This is a genomic window from Cupriavidus gilardii (assembly GCF_017598945.1).
GTDB lineage: Bacteria > Pseudomonadota > Gammaproteobacteria > Burkholderiales > Burkholderiaceae > Cupriavidus > Cupriavidus gilardii_E.
Genome location: NZ_JAGFTW010000044.1, coordinates 25,004 through 44,573, shown reverse-complemented (window position 1 = coordinate 44,573; position 19,570 = coordinate 25,004). Strand labels below are relative to the sequence as shown.

General features: G+C 67.7%; 17 protein-coding genes. 8 read left to right on the top strand and 9 right to left on the bottom strand.

Translation table 11 applies throughout. The features are described 5' to 3' along the window. The first annotated feature begins 70 nt into the window (after positions 1–70). From J5T34_RS15580 to J5T34_RS15570, 3 genes are all read left to right on the top strand, one after another. Positions 71–739: a glutathione peroxidase gene (locus tag J5T34_RS15580; RefSeq protein ID WP_208580516.1), complete on the top strand. Its 669-nt coding sequence runs from the start codon at positions 71–73 to the stop codon at positions 737–739. A gap of 46 nt (positions 740–785) precedes the next feature. Further along, positions 786–1,637: a fumarylacetoacetate hydrolase family protein gene (locus J5T34_RS15575; RefSeq protein WP_208580515.1), complete on the top strand. Its 852-nt coding sequence runs from the start codon at positions 786–788 to the stop codon at positions 1,635–1,637. A gap of 208 nt (positions 1,638–1,845) precedes the next feature. After that, the gene (locus J5T34_RS15570) at positions 1,846–3,075 is read left to right on the top strand and encodes a M20 aminoacylase family protein (protein ID WP_208580514.1); all 1,230 of its coding nucleotides are present in this window, start codon (positions 1,846–1,848) and stop codon (positions 3,073–3,075) included. 37 nt (positions 3,076–3,112) lie between these two features. On the opposite strand, the gene J5T34_RS15565 is transcribed toward J5T34_RS15570, so the two are convergent. Further along, positions 3,113–3,910, bottom strand: coding sequence for an AraC family transcriptional regulator (locus J5T34_RS15565; protein ID WP_244258951.1), 798 nt, complete (start codon positions 3,908–3,910; stop codon positions 3,113–3,115). A 251-nt stretch (positions 3,911–4,161) separates the two neighbouring features. On the opposite strand from J5T34_RS15565, the gene J5T34_RS15560 reads away from it, so the two are divergent. Continuing rightward, complete coding sequence (locus J5T34_RS15560) at positions 4,162–5,445, top strand: MFS transporter (RefSeq protein ID WP_208580513.1); 1,284 nt, start codon at positions 4,162–4,164, stop codon at positions 5,443–5,445. Here the strand turns inward: J5T34_RS15560 and J5T34_RS15555 are convergent. From J5T34_RS15555 to J5T34_RS15545, 3 genes are read right to left on the bottom strand one after another with little or no spacing between them, the layout of a single operon-like run. Beyond that, positions 5,382–6,263, bottom strand: a complete 882-nt coding sequence (locus J5T34_RS15555) for a DUF72 domain-containing protein (RefSeq protein WP_244258949.1) — start codon at positions 6,261–6,263, stop codon at positions 5,382–5,384. The genes J5T34_RS15560 and J5T34_RS15555 overlap by 64 nt on opposite strands. Positions 6,264–6,279: 16 nt before the next feature. Further along, positions 6,280–6,621 carry a nucleotide pyrophosphohydrolase gene (locus tag J5T34_RS15550; protein WP_208580511.1) on the bottom strand — a complete coding sequence of 114 codons (342 nt, stop codon included), beginning with the start codon at positions 6,619–6,621 and terminating at the stop codon, positions 6,280–6,282. Positions 6,622–6,665: 44 nt separating this feature from the next. After that, the gene (locus J5T34_RS15545) at positions 6,666–7,082 is read right to left on the bottom strand and encodes a hypothetical protein (RefSeq protein ID WP_208580510.1); all 417 of its coding nucleotides are present in this window, start codon (positions 7,080–7,082) and stop codon (positions 6,666–6,668) included. Here J5T34_RS15545 and J5T34_RS15540 point away from each other — a divergent pair. Further along, a complete protein-coding gene (locus tag J5T34_RS15540; RefSeq protein ID WP_208580509.1) occupies positions 7,066–7,365 on the top strand; it encodes a hypothetical protein in 300 nt (99 codons plus the stop codon). The two genes, J5T34_RS15545 and J5T34_RS15540, sit on opposite strands and share 17 nt — an antisense overlap. Before the next feature lie 209 nt (positions 7,366–7,574). Here the strand turns inward: J5T34_RS15540 and J5T34_RS15535 are convergent, their stop codons facing one another. The 4 genes from J5T34_RS15535 to J5T34_RS15520 all read right to left on the bottom strand — a co-directional run bounded on the left by J5T34_RS15535 (position 7,575) and on the right by J5T34_RS15520 (position 14,442). Continuing rightward, complete coding sequence (locus J5T34_RS15535; RefSeq protein ID WP_208580508.1) at positions 7,575–8,309, bottom strand: NYN domain-containing protein; 735 nt, start codon at positions 8,307–8,309, stop codon at positions 7,575–7,577. A gap of 210 nt (positions 8,310–8,519) precedes the next feature. Continuing rightward, the gene (locus tag J5T34_RS15530; RefSeq protein WP_208580507.1) at positions 8,520–9,995 is read right to left on the bottom strand and encodes an efflux transporter outer membrane subunit; all 1,476 of its coding nucleotides are present in this window, start codon (positions 9,993–9,995) and stop codon (positions 8,520–8,522) included. A gap of 1 nt (position 9,996) precedes the next feature. Beyond that, positions 9,997–13,149 (bottom strand): efflux RND transporter permease subunit, encoded by a 3,153-nt coding sequence (locus tag J5T34_RS15525; RefSeq protein ID WP_174106070.1) that lies wholly within the window; start codon positions 13,147–13,149, stop codon positions 9,997–9,999. Between the two features lie 57 nt (positions 13,150–13,206). Next, positions 13,207–14,442 carry an efflux RND transporter periplasmic adaptor subunit gene (locus tag J5T34_RS15520; protein WP_208580506.1) on the bottom strand — a complete coding sequence of 412 codons (1,236 nt, stop codon included), beginning with the start codon at positions 14,440–14,442 and terminating at the stop codon, positions 13,207–13,209. Positions 14,443–15,002: 560 nt separating this feature from the next. On the opposite strand from J5T34_RS15520, the gene J5T34_RS15515 reads away from it, so the two are divergent. Beyond that, positions 15,003–15,722: a TetR family transcriptional regulator gene (locus J5T34_RS15515; protein WP_208580505.1), complete on the top strand. Its 720-nt coding sequence runs from the start codon at positions 15,003–15,005 to the stop codon at positions 15,720–15,722. 67 nt (positions 15,723–15,789) lie between these two features. Here J5T34_RS15515 and J5T34_RS15510 read toward each other — a convergent pair whose 3' ends face one another. Then, positions 15,790–16,980: an ABC transporter substrate-binding protein gene (locus J5T34_RS15510; RefSeq protein WP_208580504.1), complete on the bottom strand. Its 1,191-nt coding sequence runs from the start codon at positions 16,978–16,980 to the stop codon at positions 15,790–15,792. 295 nt (positions 16,981–17,275) lie between these two features. Between J5T34_RS15510 and J5T34_RS15505 the strand changes: the two genes are divergently transcribed. Next, entirely contained in the window at positions 17,276–17,950 is a 675-nt protein-coding gene (locus J5T34_RS15505) for a response regulator (protein ID WP_208580503.1), read from the top strand. After that, positions 17,947–19,467 (top strand): sensor histidine kinase, encoded by a 1,521-nt coding sequence (locus tag J5T34_RS15500; RefSeq protein ID WP_208580502.1) that lies wholly within the window; start codon positions 17,947–17,949, stop codon positions 19,465–19,467. Before J5T34_RS15505 ends, J5T34_RS15500 begins: the two co-directional genes overlap by 4 nt. Positions 19,468–19,570 lie beyond the last annotated feature (103 nt).

Below are 19,570 nucleotides of genomic sequence, written 5' to 3'. Positions count from 1 at the left end.
TTGGCACCTTGGCACCTTGGCGGCATGGCCGGCGTAGACTACGGGTCACCGTTCGATGGAGTTCGACGCCATGACCCGCTTTGCTTCCGCCCCGAGCCACCCGCTGCAGCGGCGCCGCGCCGCCCTGCCCCTGGCCATCGTACTTGCGTTTTCCGCTCCAGTCGCCCATGCCGCCGGCGAACAAGGTGGGAGCCGCCCCGCCACCGCGGCATCGCCGGCCGCCGCAGCCAACTGTCCCGCCACGCTGAACTTCCGCTTCCCCAGGCTGCAGGACGAGGCCGAACAAAACCTGTGCCAGTACGCCGGCAAGGTCGTGCTGGTCGTCAATACCGCCAGCTATTGCGGCTTCACGCCGCAGTACGAGGGCCTGGAGGCGCTCTACGCCAAATACCGCGAGCGCGGGCTCGTGGTGCTGGGCTTTCCTTCCAACGATTTTTCGCAGGAGCCGGGCTCGGAAAAGGAGATCGCCGACTTCTGCTTCAACACCTACGGCGTCAAGTTTCCGATGCTGGCCAAGACGCATGTACGCGGCAACCAGGCCAATCCGATGTATGCGCTGCTGGCCAGGGAAAGCGGCACCGCGCCGAAATGGAATTTCCACAAGTACCTGATCGATCGCGACGGGCGCGTGGTGGCGAACTACCAAAGCTCGGTCAAGCCATCGGACCGCCAACTGGTCTCGCGCATCGAGCAATTGCTGGCCGCGCCGCGCCCGTCCAATCAGGCGGCGGCGAATTGACCGGCCGAAAGCCTGCCGAACATCAACAAGGACAACGAGGAGAACCATGAAGCTGGTAAGAATTGGCAGTGCGGGCGCCGAGCGGCCGGGGCTGATCGATGCGCAGGGTCGCGTGCGCGACTTGTCGGCAGTGATCCGCGATATCGACGCGCGCACCCTTTCGCCGAACATGCTGGCCGAGCTGGGCGCGCTGGACCCTGCGACGCTGCCGCTGGCCGAGGGGCAGCGCTTCGGCGTGCCATGGACCGGGATCGGCAAGATCGTCGCCATCGGCCTGAACTACGCCGACCATGCGGCCGAGGCCGGCATGCCGATTCCGACCGAGCCGATCGTGTTCATGAAGGCCACCAGCGCGCTCAATGGCCCGGACGATCCAGTGATGCTGCCGCGCGATTCGGTCAAGACCGATTGGGAGGTCGAGCTCGGCGTCGTGATCGGCACGCGCGCGCAGGACGTCTCGCCAGCTGCCGCGCTCGATTACGTGGCCGGCTACTGCGTGGTCAACGACGTCTCCGAGCGCGAATTCCAGATCGAGCGCGGCGGCACCTGGGACAAGGGCAAGGGCTGCGACACGTTTTGCCCGGTGGGCCCGTGGCTTGTCACGCGCGACGAGGTGCCCGATCCGCAGGCGTTGACGCTGTGGCTCGACGTCAATGGCGAACGGATGCAAAGCGGCACCACCGCGACGATGGTGTTCGATGTCGCGACGCTGGTCAGCTACGTCAGCCGATTCATGACGCTGCATCCCGGCGATCTGATCTGTACGGGCACGCCGCCGGGTGTCGGCATGGGCTTCAAGCCGCCGCGCTTCCTGCAGGCTGGCGACACGATGCGGCTCGGCATCGAGGGATTGGGCGAGCAGACGCAACGCGTGCTGCCCTACTCGCGCTCGACGTGATGGGGTTCGTCGTAACACAATGAAACATGAGGGGGGCTCTGATCCCGTCGAGGCAATCGAGTTCCCCCGACCCTGCGCGCATCAGGGTGGACCGTACCCCGTTAGCAACAGTTCTTAAAACAAATGCGGCGCAAAGGTCAAATCGCATAGGCACTCGTGATCCTAAGTGGAATACTGTCCTTCATGGACTAGCCAATACGAGTGCCTCATGTCAGAAGTTGATCCCCCCATTCTTGTGTCCCGCCTCGGAGCCGATCTCACCCCGGCTTATTGCGAGTTGTCCGATACCCTGGATAGCCGCTCCGAACTCGAGGCGATTCGCCGCACCATTCACCAACACCCCGAACTCGGATTCGAAGAGCACCGCACCGCCGAACTGGTGGCGCAGCGCCTCGAGCGTTGGGGCTATGCGGTGACGCGCGGTGTCGGCGGCACGGGCGTGGTCGGCACGCTGCGCAACGGCGACAGTGAGCGCAGCGTCGGCATCCGCGCCGACATGGACGCGCTGCCGATTCTGGAATCGACCGGCCTGCCGTATGCCAGCGTCCATTGCGGCAAGATGCACGCGTGCGGCCACGACGGCCATACCGCGATCCTGCTCGGCGCCGCCCGCCAGCTGGCGCGGACGCGCAATTTCGACGGCACCGTCAATCTGATCTTCCAGCCGGCCGAGGAGATCGGCGCCGGCGCCAGCGGCGCGCAGCGGATGCTGGCCGACGGGCTGTTCGAACGCTTTCCCTGCGATGCGATCTTCGGCCTGCACAACCATCCGGGCGTGCCGGTGGGCACCTTCATGTTCCGCGCCGGCCCGATGATGGCCGCCTGCGATACCGTCACGATCACCATTCACGGCAAGGGCGGTCACGCGGCGCGGCCGCACCAGTCGATCGATCCGATCCTGGTCGCCGGCAGCCTGGTGATGGCGCTGCAGACCATCGTGTCGCGCAATATCGATCCGAACGAAACCGCGGTGGTGACGATCGGCTCGCTGCATGCCGGCCATGCGCCCAACGTGATCCCCGAAAGCGCCAAGCTCGAACTGAGCGTCCGTTCGTTCAGCCCCGAGGTACGCGCCACGCTGGAAGCGCGCATCCGCCAGCTGGTGACCTCGCACGTCGAGGGCTATGGCGCCGCGGTCGATCTCGATTACCGGCCGGGCTATCCGGTGGTGGTCAACAGCGAAGCGGAAACGGAATTCGCGCGCCAGGTCGCCGAGGAGCTGGTCGGGCCGGACAAGGTCGTGGGCCAGATCCCGCTGATTTCCGGCAGCGAGGACTTCGCCTATTTCCTGCAACAGCGTCCCGGCTGCTTCGTGCGCCTGGGCAACGGCGCCGGCCGCCCGCTGCTGCATAACCCCGCCTACGATTTCAACGACGACAACCTGACGGTGGGCGCGGCGTACTGGACGCGGCTGGTCGAGCGCTATCTGGCCGCCTGAGCGGCGCCAGCCGGCGGCAATCGGACGACAGGCCCGCTCAGCGAAAGAACGCGCTGGGCGGCACGCCGAACTGGCGCCGGAACATCGTCGCAAACGCGCTGGGGCTCTGGTAGCCCAGTTCGAGCGCCACCTCGACCACCTTGACGCCCGCCGCCAGCCGCTCCAGCGCGGCCAGCAGCCGCGCCTGCTGACGCCACTGGCCGAAGGTCATGCCGGTCTCGCGCGCGAAGCGCCGCTGCACCGTCCTGCCGTCGATGCCGAGCTGCCGCGCCCAGCCGGCCAGCGTCATCGGCGTATCGGGCATTTCCAGAATCGCGGCGCAGATGCGCCGCAGCGCCGGGTCCGCCGGATGCGGCAGATGCAGCGGCAGCGCGGGCAGCAGCACCACCTCGTCGAGCAGCAGCTGCATCACGCGGCCATCACGGGAATCGGCGGAATAGGGCGGGACGATGTCGATCGCGGCGAGGATCAATTCGCGCAGCAGGGGCGAAACGCCCAGCACGGTGCAGCGCGTCGGCAATCCGGGGGCCGCATCCGGGCGGATATATGCGGTGCGCATCCGCACATGGCCGACCATGCGAATCCAGTGATCGGTGCCGCCCGGCACCCAGATCGCCCGCGTTGGCGGCACGATCCATTGGCCCTCGTCGGTACCGACGACCATCACGCCATGCACGGCATGCAGCAGTTGCGCGTGCGGATGCCGGTGGCGCGCGGTCAGATGGCCGGGCTGATAGTCGGCGGCCATCGCGGCCACCGGCATCGGGCCGCGGTCGTAGGCCATGTAGCGCGGCGGCGCGGGCAGGGCGTCCGGTTGGAGAACGGCGTCGGCCATTTCGATCGAGCTCCCGTATGTAGCAAAACGATGTGGCGAAAGGGTGGCGCAATGATCGCGGAATAGGGCGATTATCTGTCCGTTTCGAGATGGTTGTAGTCTCAATCTCGCAGGACAGGCGCCAATGCAAGGAATAGCATCACCGTGTTCGCGCACGCAGCCTTGCTGCCGTGGTGCTCCCGCGGTCTATCCCGGCCGCGCCCGCCCGCTCCGAACGCTCCCAAGAAAAAGTCCAACCAGAGACCTTTGCCATGGCTTCGCGAATCGATTCCCTGTCTGCCGATCTGGCCAATGTGCCCGATGCCGCCGTGACACCGGCCGCGCCCGCCGCTCCCGCGGCGTCGACCACGGCCGCTGCCGAGGCCGGCGAACGCACCGGCTTCCGCGTGCTGTCCGCCATCAGCTTCGCCCACATGCTCAACGACATGATCCAGTCGTTGATCCTGGCGATCTACCCGATGCTCAAGGGCGGCTTCAACCTGTCCTTCGTGCAGATCGGCCTGCTGACGCTGACCTACCAGATCACCGCCTCGCTGCTGCAGCCGCTGGTCGGCCTGTACACCGACAAGCATCCGAAGCCGCATTCGCTGGCGGTAGGCATGGGATTCACGCTGGCCGGCCTGTTGCTGTTGTCGGTGGCGCCCAGCTATGGCGTGCTGCTGGTGGCCGCGGCGCTGGTCGGCACCGGCTCGTCGATCTTCCACCCGGAATCGTCGCGCGTGGCGCGCATGGCCTCGGGCGGACGCCACGGGCTGGCGCAGTCGATCTTCCAGGTCGGTGGCAATGTCGGCAGCGCGGCCGGCCCGCTGCTGGCGGCCGTGGTCGTGCATACGCAGGGCAGCATCGCCTGGCTGTCGCTGGCGGCCCTGCTGGCGATTGCGGTGCTGTGGCGCGTGGGCGGCTGGTATGGCCAGCGGCTGGCCGAACATGCCCGCGCGGCACGCAAGGCGATGGCAAGCGCGCCGCGCCTGCCCGCCCGTACCGTGGCCCGCGCGATGGCGGTGCTGATGGTGCTGCTGTTCTCGAAGTACTTCTATATGGCTTCGCTGGGCACCTATTACACCTTCTATCTGATGGAGCGCTTTGGGGTGCCGCAGCGCTCGGCCCAGCTCTATCTGTTCGCCTTCCTGTTCGCGGTCGCGGTCGGCACCATCCTCGGCGGCCCGATCGGCGACCGCATCGGCCGCAAGCGCGTGATCTGGTTCTCGATCCTGGGCGTCGCGCCGTTCACGCTGATGCTGCCCCATGCCGACCTGTTCGGGACCGCCGCGCTGTCGCTGGTGATCGGCTTCATCCTGGCCTCGGCGTTCTCGGCGATCCTGGTGTTCGCGCAGGAGCTGATTCCGGGCAAGGTCGGCATGGTCTCCGGCCTGTTCTTCGGCCTGGCCTTCGGCATGGGGGGCATCGGCGCCGCGGTGCTCGGCGGAGTCGCCGATGCGCACGGCATCGAGACGGTCTATCGCTGGTGTGCCTACCTGCCGTTGCTCGGCGTGCTGGCGATCTTCCTGCCGGAAACCCGCACGCGCGCCTCGTAGTCCGGATCCAGACGCGACAGCAGCGCGGTCGCGGCGGCCGGCGCGCGCTCCTTCTCGCCATTGATGAAGAACACGAACACGTCGCGGCGGCGCGCCGGCACGTCGTTGTCCTCGACGCGCGGCAGCCCCTGCGGCGCCTCGCCGCGCGCCCACGCCTGCGCATGCTCGGCCCAGGCGTCGAGCGTTTTCGGCGCGTAGCCGTACTTCAGCCTGGCGTTGCTCCGCATCAGCCTGGCGTAGACGAAGTCCCCCGTCACATCGGCGAAAGAGGGGAATTTCTCGACGTCGGTGAACACCGTGGCCGCCTTGTACTGGCGGGCGAGCGCCAGGAATTCGGGGCAGGCAAAGCTGGCATGGCGCACTTCGACCACATGGCGCAGCCGGATGCCATCGGATTCCGGCGGCAGCAGGGCGAGGAAGGCCTCGAAATCCTCGCGGTCGAACGCCTTGGTCGGGGCGAACTGCCAGACGATCGGCCCGAGCTTGGCGCCCAGTTCGGTGATGCCGCTGTCGACGAAGCGCTCGATCGATTCGCCCGCCTCGGCCAGTACCCGGCGGTTGGTCGCATAGCGCGACGCCTTGACCGAGAAAACGAAATCGTCGGGCGTCTGCTCCTTCCACTTGATGAACGACGCGCGTTTCTGCGTGCCGTGGTAGGTGCTGTTGATCTCGATCGCGGTCAGCATGTGGCTGGCGTACTCCAGCTCGCGCGCCTGCGGCAGGCCCGCCGGGTAGAACGTGCCGCGCCACGGGGCATAGGTCCAGCCGCCGATACCGACGCGGATGGCGCCAGCCTGGGTCGATGCATTCGCTGCCATGACGATCCTCCTCCGATTAGCGATTGATTTCCGATGACGTGATCGCGGGGTACTTGGCGGCATTGAGCGCGATCTTGTCGCGCACCGCGGCGTCGAGATCGACCTCCAGCACGCTGGCCAGTTCGACCAGGTAGATCAGGATATCGGCCAGCTCCTGCCGCACATGCTCGCGCTCGTCCGTCGCCATCACGGTGTGGGACTCCTGTTCCGTCTTCCACTGAAAGATCTCCACCAGCTCCGCCACCTCGACGCTCAGCGCCATCGACAGGTTCTTCGGCGAGTGGTACCGCGCCCAGTCCCGGGCGCGGATGAAGTCGTTCAGCACCTGCTGCAAGCGCTCCATTTCGATCAGTTTCATCTGCGCGTCCTTGCCCACCGTAGGTTGTTCGGTTGTTCGGTGGGCTACTTTACCGCGCCTGTCTTCCCGTCGGTTTGATGCGCCGCCGGCTGGTCCGCCGGCCCGGGCGGCTCGTTGGCGAGCAAGTCGGCGGCCCAGCGCGCAAACGCCTCGCCGCGGGTCGAGCCCAGACGCACGCCAACCAGCAGCACCGCGTCGAGCGCGTAGCAGGTCGGGCCGGGCGCGATGCCATCGTCGCGCAACGCCTCCTTGCGGATCGAGGCCGAGCCGAGCCGGCGCCCGCAGAACACGGCCTTCAGTTGCCTCGCGACATCGTGCTCCGAGGTCCGATACAGCGCCGCCATATTGTCCAGCGTCATCCACAGCTTGCCGTCGAGCACGCGGCAGGCGACGCGCGTCAGCGAGTCCTCGGTCTGGTAGTAGCGCCGGTCGGCGCTGTCGGCATTGGCATTCTCTGTCACGGTCGATATCCCATGGTCTGCAACGTGGAAGAACGAAGTCGGACGCAAGGTATCGCTTTCCGAGGCCGGACAAGAACAGCTGGCGCCGATCGGGCGACGCTTTTTAGTGAATTCGGCGCGAAAACTAATGCTGCCGACGGCCGGCAACGAGGCGGACGAAATGGAATCGCAACGGCACGGCAGGGGAAGCGACAAGGAAAGCGGGACGGGGAAAGACGAGGGGAGGGAAGGGACGGCGAGGGATGAGCGGGGAAGAAAAAAAGCCAACTACCAGGAAGGATGACGTGCGACCCAACGAGGAGCTGGGGTTGGTAGCTGGCTCCCGCAAGCGTTGACGGGTGAACCGACAAACGCGATCGTAGGTGCATCGGCGGGCGGGTTCTGTCGAAAACCACCGTGGGCTTTAGCCGTTGGCGAGTCCATCAGGCCACACCTGACCTTTCATCCACGATTGAACTGGCAGCCGGTCCGGCCCTGCCACGACAAACGGCACTACGGTTGGCGAGCGTTATCGCCGGATTTGCCGCACGTATGACGTGGGCACGTCGATCGAAGGCCATCGATGTGCTCGTTCAGGTTCGGTGGAATGCGCTGCCACATGGGGTCGAGAATGAAGTCGATCCCTTCACGCCTCGCCTGCTTTGCCGCAGGCACGAAATCCGCGTCCCCAGCGATCAGCACGATCTGATCAACCTGCTTCTTGAACGCCAAAGAAGACACGTCGACGCCGATCCGCATATCGACACCCTTCTGCCGGATGTCGACCATCACATCGTCTGCCGTCAACTCCGGCATCTGGAGCTTCCCGGCCAACAGCTCCGCCACCTTGGGCGCCTTGATGGTCCATTGGCTGTAGGTGGAAAGGTGTCCGAGCCGGAGTGCGACCTTCCGCATGCCGCGCAAATGCTCATGCAGCTGAAGCCGGAAAGCAGCCTCGGCCGATTTGGCGAAGTCGACGATTCTTTTGCTGATCGGGTTGTGCATCTTCTTCGTCAACGGGGGGCAGTCGTAAAAAAAGATGCGATACAACTCGCGACGATCTTGCCGCCGTCGCTGCCGATCCTGGGGTGCATCGGCTCCGCTGCCGTTTGGACGTGGAGAAAGGTGGGCACAGGCCCATCTGTGCGCGCATTCCGCCGCCCGGCGTGCGTCATGGGCGTTCTGCGGCTCGATTGCCCGGAAGCGCTTGATGAAGAAAGCCCCGTCAATGAGGATGGCTGTCGGCATGCTGACTCCTGTCGCTTCCGTATCTGCGCAAAACGCAAAAAAGCCCAGGGGGTCGGCGCGCTGCAGGATGATTGCAACGGCTTACTGCCAAGGGCTGGATGCAGCGGAATCTAGCACCGCGCCGATACTGGTGCAACAGCAGTTCGGATGCATGTCGAAAAATAAGAAAGCGCCCGAAGGCGCTTCCTTGTGCTGCTGACCGCCGCGCCTTCAGCGCGCGGTGCCGTTCTGCGGCGTCGATGCCGACGCGACCGGTCCTGTCTCGGACAGGCCGCCGCCAAGGGCGCGGTACAGGTCGATCGCGTTGTTCAGCCGCAGCTGCCGCGCCTGGATCAGCGCCTGCTCGGCGGTGAACAGTTGACGCTGCGCGTCCAAGGCCTCGATCTGGCCGGTGATGCCGCTGCGGAAGCGCAGATTGGCCAGTTCGAAGCGGGCCGCCTCGGCGTTGCGCACCTGCTCCTGGCCGGTGACCTGCTCTTCCAGCGTGCCGCGTGCGACCAGCGCGTCAGCCACCTCGCGGAAGGCCACCTGGATGGTCTTCTCGTAGTTGGCCACCTGGATGTTCTTGCGCACGTTGGCCAGATCCAGGTTCGACATGTTGCGGCCGAAGTCGAAGATCGGCAGCACCAGCTGCGGCGCGAACGACCACGCCTTGGTGCCGGCCTCGAACAGGCCCGAGAAGTCGCGGCTCATGCTGCCGAGCTGGCCGGTCAGCGAGATTCGCGGGAAGAACGCGGCGCGGGCCGCGCCGATATTCGCGTTGGCCGACAGCAGCTGCTGTTCGGCCTGGCGGATATCGGGACGCTGCTCGAGCAGATCCGACGGCAGTCCCGGCGGGATGTCCGTGACGAAGCGCTCCTCCGACAGCGTGCGCGCCGGCGGCAGATTCGGGATCGAGGCGAGCGGCGTGCCGACCAGCACCTCGAGCGCGTTGCGCGCCTGCGCGCGCTGGCGCGCCAGTTCGGCGACCGACACGCGGGCCTGCGCGACCAGCGATTCGTTGTCGCGCAGGTCCAGCGCCGAGGTGGCGCCGGCCTCGAAACGCTGCTGCGCCAGGCGGAAGGTTTCCTCGCGGGTCTTCAGCGTGTTCTGCGCAATCGCGTACTGCTCGTCGTAGGCACGCTCGGCCAGGTAGGCCTTGGCCACTTCCGACACCAGCGAGATCTGCGCGGCGCGGCGCGCTTCCTCGGTGGCGAAGTACTGTGCGAGCGCGGCGTTCGACAGGCTGCGCACGCGGCCGAAGAAGTCCAGCTCGTACGAGGTGATCGCGCCGCCGGCCTGCCAGTACTCGGCCAGATAACCCTGGCCCAGCGGCGAAGCGGCGCCGGACACCTGCTGGCGCGTGTAGCCGCCGGTCGCATTGACCGTCGGGAGCAGGTCGGCGCGCTGCACCTGGTACAGCGCGCGCGCTTCCTCGATGCGCAGCGCGGCGGTGCGCAGATCGCGGTTGTTGTCCAGCGCGGTCCCGATCATCGCCTGCAGGCGCGGATCGCGGAAGAACTCGCGCCAGCCGATGTCGGTGGCCCGGCGGGTCTCGCCGGTCTTCACCTCGGACTGGCCAAAGCCTTCGGTAGCGGTCGGGAATTCGCTCGCCACCGGCGCAACCGGCCGTTCATAGCGCGGCGCCAGCGTGCAGCCGGACAGCACGCCGGCCACCAGCAGCAGCGCGGTCAGTGTCTTGGTCATGTCAGATTTCCTCCTTCGGGTCCAGCCACTTCTGGTCCAGCATGCGCTGACGCTCGCTGCCCTTGAAGCGTTTGCGGATCACCACGAAGAACACGGGCACCAGGAAGATCGCCAGCACGGTGGCGGTGATCATCCCGCCCATCACGCCGGTACCGATCGCGCGCTGGCTGCCCGAACCGGCGCCGGTCGAGATCGCCAGCGGCAGCACGCCCAGGATGAACGCGAACGACGTCATCAGAATCGGCCGGAAGCGCAGATGCACCGCCTCCAGCGTCGCGTCGATCAGGCTGCGTCCCTGCGCCTGCAGGTCCTTGGCGAATTCCACGATCAGAATCGCGTTCTTCGCCGACAGGCCGATGGTGGCGATCAGGCCCACCTTGAAGTAGACGTCGTTGGGCATGCCGCGCAGCGTCACGCCGAGCAGCGCGCCGAGCACGCCCAGCGGCACCACCAGCAGCACCGCGGCCGGGATCGACCAGCTTTCGTACAGCGCGGCCAGGCACAGGAACACGATGATCAGCGACAGCGTGTACAGCATCGGTTCCTGCGCGCCCGCCAGGCGCTCTTCGAACGACTGGCCCGACCACTCGAAGCCGAAGCCCGGCGGCAGCTTGGCGAAGATCTCTTCCATCGCCGCCATCGCCTCGCCGGTACTGCGGCCCGGTGCGGCCTGGCCGGCCAGCTTGACCGCCGGCAGGCCGTTGTAGCGCTCCAGACGCGGCGAGCCCATGATCCACTTCGACGTCGCGAACGCCGCGAAGGCCACCATGTCGCCGTTGCTGTTGCGCACGCGCAGCTTGGTCAGATCGTCCGGCAGGCGGCGGTCGGCGCCTTCGGCCTGGGCGATCACGCGGCGCACGCGGCCCTCGTAGATGAAGTCGTTGACGTACGAGGAGCCGAACGCGATCGACAGCGTCGAGTTGATGTCGGCGATCGACACGCCCAGCGCGCGCGCCTTCTCCCGGTCGATATCGATCTGCAGCTGCGGCGCGTCTTCCTGGCCTTCCGGACGCACGCCGGCCAGCACCGGATTCTGCGCGGCCATGCCGAGCATCATGTTGCGCGCTTCCATCAGCTTGGCGTGACCCTGGCCCGAGCGGTCCTGCAGGCGGAAGTCGAAGCCGGACGAGTTGCCCAGTTCCGGAATCGCCGGCGGGTTCAGCGGGAAGATGATCGCGTCCTTGATGAACGAGAGCGCGCCGAATGCCCGGCCCACCAGGGCCTGTGCGGTTTCGTCCGAGCCGGTGCGCTCCTTCCAGTCCTTCAGCCGCACGAACGCGATACCGCCGTTCTGGCCGCGGCCGAAGAACGAGAAGCCCGCCACCGTGATCATCTGGTCGACGATCTTGCTTTCCTTCTGCAGGTAGTAGTCCTCGATCTGCTTGAGCACGCCGAGGGTACGTTCCTGCGTGGCGCCGTTGGGCAGCTGCACCACGGTGATGGTGTAGCCCTGGTCCTCGTCGGGCAGGAACGACGACGGCAGGCGCTGGAACAGCAGCACGACCGCGGCGACGATCAGGCCGTACAGGATCAGATAGCGGCCGGTGCGGCCCAGGATCTTCGCCACCATGCTCTGGTAGCCGGTGGCGGCGCGGGCGAAGGTACGGTTGAACCAGCCGAAGAAGCCCTTCTTCTCGTGGTGATGGCCCGCCTCGACCGGCTTGAGCAGCGTCGCGCACAGTGCCGGGGTCAGCGTCAGCGCCATCAGGGCCGAGAACGCCATCGAGGCGATCAGCGACAGCGAGAACTGGCGATAGATGTTGCCGACCGAACCGGCGAAGAACGCCATCGGGATGAACACCGCGGTCAGCACCAGCGTGATGCCGACGATCGCGCCGGTGATCTGGCCCATCGCCTTGCGGGTCGCCTCGCGCGGGGACAGGCCTTCCTCGCTCATGATCCGCTCGACGTTCTCGACCACCACGATGGCGTCGTCCACCAGAATACCGATGGCCAGCACCATGCCGAACATCGTCAGCACGTTGATCGAGAAGCCGAACGCCAGCAGCATGCCGAACGTACCGAGCAGCGCGACCGGCACCACCAGCGTCGGGATGATGGTGGCGCGGAAGTTCTGCAGGAACAGGTACATCACCAGGAACACCAGCACGATCGCTTCGAGCAGGGTCTTGACCACTTCCTCGATCGAGATCTTGACGAAGGCCGAGGTGTCGTACGGGACGGTGTACTCGTAGTCCGCCGGGAAGAACTTCGACAGCTCCTCCATCTTCGCGCGCACCGCGGTGGCGGTGGCCAGCGCGTTGGCGGTCGGGGCCAGCTTGATGGCGATGGCGGCCGACTGCTTGCCGTTGGTGCGGGCGACCGTCGAATAGTCGGCGCCGCCCAGTTCGACGCGGCCGACGTCGCGGATGCGCACCTGCGAGCCGTCCGGATTCACGCGCAACAGGATGTTGGCGAATTCCTCGGGCGTCGACAGCCGGCTCTGCGTGGTGACGGTCGCGTTCAGCTCGGTGCCGCGCGGCGACGGCGTGCCGCCCAGTTCGCCGACGGCGACCTGGATGTTCTGCTCCGAGATCGCCGCGGTGACGTCCAGCGGAGTCAGGTTGTAGCCGGTCAGCTTGGCCGGATCCAGCCAGACCCGCATCGCGTACTCGGTACCGAACAGGTCGGCCTGGCCGACGCCCGGCACGCGGCGGATCGAGTCGAGCACGCTGGCCGACACGTAGTTGCCCAGCTCGATCGCGCTGGCGCTACCGGACTTGGACGTCACGGTCAGGAACATCATGTAGTTGTTCCCGGCCTTCTCGACGCGCACGCCCTGCTGGCGCACTTCGGCCGGCAGGCGCGCCTCGACGCGCTTGAGCCGGTTCTGCACCTCGACCGAGTTCAGGTCGACGTTGGTACCCGGCTGGAAGGCGATGGTGATCGTCGCCAGACCGGTCGACTCGCTGGTCGACTGGTAGTACATCAGCCCGGGCGCGCCGTTGAGCTCCTGCTCGATCACCGAGGTAACCGAGTCTTCGAGCGTCTTGGCGGAGGCGCCGGGGTAGGTCGCCGTGACCGAGATGGTCGGCGGCGCGATATTGGGATACTGGGCGATCGGTAGCTGCGTGATCGACAATATCCCGCCCAGCACGATGATCAGCGCGATCACCCACGCGAACACCGGCCGGTCGATGAAAAACTTGGCCATGAGGCTGGCTCCCTGTTTATTCCGCTATCTGCTTGCGCTTACCGCTTGGCGCGGTGCTCAGCCCTGCTTGGCCTCGGCCGCCGAGGCGGCCGCCGGTGCCGAGGCGCCGCCCTGGCCGCCGGCCGCGGCCGCGCCGCTGGCGGCACCGGCCGGAGCCTGCGCCTGGAACGGCACGGCCTTGGCCGGCGCACCCGGCTTGACCTTCTGCAGTCCCTCGACGATCACCTTCTCGCCGCCCTTCAGGCCCTCGGTGACGATCCAGCGGTCGCCGATCGCCGCGCCGGCCTTGACGGGCACCGCCGCGACGTTGCCGTCGGCGCCGACCACCATCACCGCGGCGCCCTGGGCGCTACGGATCAGCGCGCGTTGCGGCACGGTCAGCGCGTTCTCGTCCACACCCTGCTCGACCCGCACGCGCACATAGGTGCCCGACAGCAGATCGCGCCGCGGATTCGGGAACTGCGCGCGCAGCGTGATCGCGCCGGTGCTCGGATCGACCGTCATGTCGGAGAACAGCAGCTTGCCGGTCTCGCTGTATTCCGTGCCGTCCTCGAGGAACAGGCGCACCTTGGCCCCGCCGTCGACGCCCTTGATGGCGCCAGACTCGATGCCGCGGCGCAGCCGCATCACCTCGGTGGCGGGCTGGGTGAACGTCACCCAGATGGGATCGACCTGCTCGACCAGCGCCAGACGGGTCGCCTCGCCGTTGCCGACCAGCGCGCCCTCGGTCACCAGCGCACGGCCGGCGCGCCCGGAGATCGGCGCGGTGACGGTGGTATAGCCCAGATTGATCTGCGCCGTGGTGACCGCGGCCTTGGCCGAGGCGATCTCGGCGCTGGCCTGGCCTGCGGCCGCGACGGCCTCGTCATATTCCTGCTTGCTGACCGCGTTGACCGCCACCAGCGGCTTGTAGCGCTCGGCCTTCTGCCGTGCCGCGACCGCATTGGCCTCGGCCCGGGCCAGACTGGCCTTGGCCGACGCCAATTGGGCCTGGTACGGCGCCGGGTCGATCTTGAACATGACCTGGCCGGCCTTGACCTCGCCGCCTTCCCGGTAGTTGCGCGACAGCACGATACCTTCGACACGCGCCCGCACTTCGGCGGTGCGCACGCCTTCGAGACGGCCCGGCAGCTCGTTGACGACCGGCACCGCCGTCGGCGTCACCGTTACCACGCCCACCTCGGGCGGCGGCATCGCGCCGCCCTGCGGGGCGTCGTTGCCGCAGGCGGACAGCGTCAGTACCGTCAGCGCAGCGGTAACGGCAAGCAAACTCGAACGTTGGGACTTCCTCATCGATAACCCCGTGATGGCAATTGAGATCGGCCGGATACGCCAAACGCCGGCCCATGGCTGGGGGCCGGCGTTGACGTCTGTGCGGCAGAACCCCACGACGGACCGTCGTGGAGAAAAAAGAACAATACTAGCCACAAACCGCAATGGTGCCGACTGGATTGCGACAAATGGTCGCGTATGCGTCACAACATGCAGCCCGCAGGACCCGAATGGTCAGGGTCTGTTGATGGAAACATGCGCGGGGCTGGTCCAAATTGTGGCTAGCGCGTAGTATATATACATTCAAGCATGTATGTAAAAGAAATATTGCACCGCAAGGACGCGCTGACTTTGCCTTGTTTCCTTTTGCAATCGGGCAGCGACCGCATAGGCGGCCCGGGCCCGGATCGGTTAGCATGCCGGCCGTCGCACCGCAGCAAAGCAAAGGCAGGAAGTCCAGTGGTACCGCAATTTCGTGACGGATTCGTTTCTTTCGAGGCTGGCTGGCGACATCGGGCAGCCGGCCCGCTCGCTGGCGCCGCCGTCGCGTCCGTTCCCACCGCCCACTGAAGACACCGCTTATGGCCAGACGTACCAAGGAAGAAGCCCTCGAGACGCGACATCGCATCCTCGACGCGGCCGAGGCCGTATTCCATGCGCGTGGGGTGGCGCGGCCGTCGCTTGCCGATATCGCCGAGGCCGCCGGCGTGACCCGCGGCGCCATCTACTGGCATTTCAAGAACAAGAGCGATCTGTTCGCCGCGATGTGCGACCGCGTGCATCTGCCGGTCGAGGCACTGTGCGAACCGGAGCGGATCGCCAGCCAGGAAGACCCGCTCGGCGGCATCCGCGACATCGTCGCGCTGGTGTTCCGCGAGACGGTGGTCAATCCGCAATGGCGGCGCGTGTTCGAGATCGTGTTCCACAAGTGCGAGATGGTCGACGACAACGGCGCCATCCTCGAGCGCCAGCGGCAATCGCACGAGCAGGGGCTGCTGAAGATGCGCGAGCACCTGCGGCTGGCGGTCGAGCGCGGCCAGCTGTCCGCCGACCTCGATCTGGACCTCGCGGTCAATGCGTTCCATGCGGCGATCGGCGGCGTGCTGGCCCACTGGCTGTTCGCGCCGGGCGACTTCGACCTGGATGCGGACGCGGAACGGCTCGCCGACGTCTTCGTCGACACGCTGCGCTTCGCGCCTTCCTTGCGCAAGGGCTATGTGCCGCGGCCGATGGCCAGGCTGGACGAGGAAATGGCCGCCTTGCGGCTCAAGGTCCAGCAGCAGCAATGTCCGGGCGGCTGACGCGTCGCGCGGCCCCCGTCTCGCCAAACGCTCCACCACGCCTCCCGGATTCACGTCATCCGCCGTCTCATCCTTTCATCGCCTCGCGCCAGCGCGCGAGAAACGCCTGCTTGCGCAGCGCATCCTGCGCGGCCAGCAGGCCCGGGCCCACGCTGATCGGCTTGAAGGCGTAGCCGAGCCGCTCCGCCAGCGCCGCCGCGGTATGGCCGCTCCTGGTATCGGTGCGGATCGTATAGAGCCGCGAGGCCGAGCGCGCCAGCAGCGCCTGGCCCTCGCGCGACAGCAGAAAATCGAGCCACAGCCGCGCCGCCCACGGGTGCGGGGCGCGCCGCGCGATGAAGGCCACGCGCGACATCACCAGCGTGTAGTCGCTCGGTGCGACCACGCCGATCGCCGCGCCGCGCTCCATCAGCGACAGCGCATACGAACCGAGCAGGTTGTAGGCGAGCACCAGTTCGCCGCTGGCGACCGATTCGACCATGTCGGCGGTCGAGGCCGACAGCTTTACGCCGGCCCGCCCCAGCGCCTGCGCCAGATACCAGAACTCGCCGCCCATGCGCGCATCCTGCTGCGCCAGCAGATAGCCCACGCCGGAGCGCTCGATATCGTAGGTGACCACGCGTCCGCGCCAGCGCGCGGCGTTGTCCTGCAGCAGCCGCGCCAGCGCGGTGCGGCTGCGCGGCACCGGCATGCCGTCGAAATGGCGGCGGTTGTAGACGATCACCGCCGGCTCGAAGGTGGTGCCCCAGGCTTCCTCGCGCCAGCTGGCCCAGCCGGGCAGGCCGGCGCGCTCGGGCGAGGCGTAGTGCAGCGCGTGGCCGTCGTTGACCAGCTTGATCTGCAGGTCCATCGCGGTGCTCCACAGCACGTCGGCGTGATCGGCACGGACGGGCTGGGCGGACTCGGCGAGAAAGCGCTGGTTCAGCTCGATCGTGTTCAGGTCGCGATAGCTGACCTTGACGCCGGGAAAGCGTGCCTCGAAGGCATTGAGCAGCGGCCGCGCGACATCCTCGTCGGTCGACGCATAGACGGTGACCATGCCTTCGCGCTGCGCGCGCGCGATGATCTGCGGATAGTCGGCCGGATAGCCGGTTGGCGGCGGTGGCGAGCTGCCCGGCGGATTGGCCGCATTGGCGGCATTGGCCGGCGCCGCGAAGGCGCCTTGCCACGCCAGCGCGCCGGCGCCCGCCAGCAGGCGGCGTCGCAGCGCGGAGGGCGGGTCGCCGCGCTCGGCTGACGCGGTCGGATCGGCGGGCATGGAAGGCGGCAGGGCAGGCAAGCGGGCAGGGCGCGGAAGCGAGGCGCGGAACAGGGCGCGGAACGGAGTGCGGAACGGAGCGCCAATGGGGTCGGTGCAGCGCATGCGGCAGCGGCAAACCGGCGCGACGGTGGAGCGGTATTATAGGCGCCCGAATCGGGCCGCGAGTCCACGTCTGCACGGTGACAACAGCTGGCGGCGGGTGACAGCGGGCGGCGAGAGCGCGGCGGCCTTCGTCGCCGTTCCGCGCCGATCTCGCATCCTTTCCGCGTTCCAACTCCGGCAGGAGGCCGGCATGCGCATTCTGCTGGTCGAAGACGAAACCGAACTGGCGCACTGGGTGGCGCGCGCGCTCGAGCAGGGCGGCTTGGTGGTCGAGCACGTGGCCGACGGCCTGCTCGCCGACACGCGCCTGCAGGCCGAGGAATACGACGCCGTGGTGCTGGACCTGCGCCTGCCGGGCAAGGACGGCCTGTCGGTGCTCAAGTCCATGCGCGGCCGCGACGACCGCACCCCGGTGCTGATCCTGACCGCGCAGGACACGCTGGACGAACGCGTGCGCGGCCTGAACCTCGGCGCCGACGACTATCTGCCCAAGCCGTTCGCGCTGGCCGAACTCGAGGCGCGCATCCTGGCGCTGATCCGCCGCAGCCGCGGCCGCGCCCATCCGCGCCTGCAGTGCGGCTCGCTGGTATTCGACGGCGAGACGCGCAGCTTCACGCTGGACGGCGCGCCGCTGGCGCTGACCCCGCGCGAATCGACGCTGCTCGGCGCGCTGCTGGCGCGCAGCGGCCAGCCGCTGACCAAGGCGCAGCTGCTCGACAAGGTGTTCTCGCTCGATGCCGACGTGAATCCCGATGCCATCGAGGTGCTGATCTACCGGCTGCGCAAGAAGCTGTCCGGCCACGGCGTGACCATCGTCACGCTGCGCGGCTTCGGCTATCTGCTCGAACCGGAGGCCGCGGCTTGACCGCGTCGGGCGGTCCCCGGGGGGGTCCACTGCGCCGCTGGCTGCGCGGCAGCCTGCGCCGGCAGTTGCTGGTGCTGCTGTTGCCCGCGCTGGCGGCGATGATGGCGCTCGACAGCTGGATGACCTACGGCACGCTGCGCGACGCCGCCAATACCGCCTACGACCGCTCGCTGTTCGGCTCGGTGCGCGCGATCGACAACGCGATCGGCATGGCCGGCGAGACCGTGCAGCTGACGCTGCCCGACGCCGCCATGGAAATGTTCGAGACGGCGGCGCAGACGCGGGTCTTCTATCGCGTCGCGCTGGAGCGCGACGGCGCCATCGAGACCGTGACCGGCTACGACGATCTGCCACTGCCGCGCGGCACGCTGGCCAACAACGTGCCGCGCTACTACGACGCCGTCTATCGCGATGCCCCGGTGCGCATTGCCGCGATGGCGCGGCCGGTCTACCGGCCCGATGCCCACATGCGCGTGATCATCCAGGTCGCGGAATCGGCCGAGCCGCGCGCGGCGCTGGTCGGCGCCGTGTGGCGCAACACGCTGGCGCGCGACGCGCTGCTGATCGTGGCGAGCGCGCTGATCCTGGTGGGCGGCATCACCTTCGTGCTGCGGCCGCTCAAGCGCGTGCGCGACGACGTCGAGGCGCGCCCGCCCGACGACCTGACGCCCCTCGCGCTCGGCCATGTACCCGCCGAGGTCAGGCCGCTGGTCGACGCGGTCAACCGGCACGTGTCGCGCTCGGCGGCGATGGCGCAGGCCCAGGCGCAGTTCATCGCCGATGCCGCGCATCAGCTGCGCACGCCGCTGGCGATCCTGAAGACGCAGGCCGAGTTTGCGCGACGGCAGCTCGACGGCGGAGCCGAGCGGCATGGCGAAGGGCCGGCCAAACCCGGTCGCGACCTGCGGCCGGCGCGCGAAGCGGTCGACGGCATCGTGACCCAGCTCGAACAGGCTTCCCGCCTGGCCAACCAGTTGCTGGCGCTGGCGCGGGTACGCCAGCACGAGGCGCAGGCCACCGAGGCGGGCGGTGAAGCGGCGGTGGCCGACACCGTGATCGACGCCGCCGCCGTGGCCGGCCAGGTTGCGCTCGACTATCTGCCGCTGGCGCGGGCCAAGCAGCAGGACTTCGGCTGGGAGGACGGCGGCGGCCGGCCGCTGCCGGTACGCGCCGACGCGGCGCTGCTGCGCGAGGCGCTCGCCAATCTGGTCCACAACGCGATCCAGTATTCGCCGCGCGGCAGCCGTATCACGCTGTCGGCCGCGCGCGAGCGCGACAGCGCCTGCCTGGCGGTGGAGGACGATGGGCCGGGCATTCCGGCCGAGGAACGCGAGCAGGTCTTCGCGCGCTTCTATCGCCGCGTCGGCCACGACGAGCCCGGTTCGGGCCTGGGCCTGGCCATCTCGCGCGAGATGGCGGCGCGCTTCGGCGGCAGCGTGACGCTGCACGAGGCGCGCCAGGGGCAAGGACTCAGGGCCGAACTGCGGCTGCCGCTGGCCGGCGACGTGCCGGCGTAAATGATCACTGCGGATGGCCACCGCGGATGACCACGGCGGAACCACTGCGGAACCACTGCACCCGGTCACGACGTCAACCCGATCAGCGTAAACCCCAGTCATA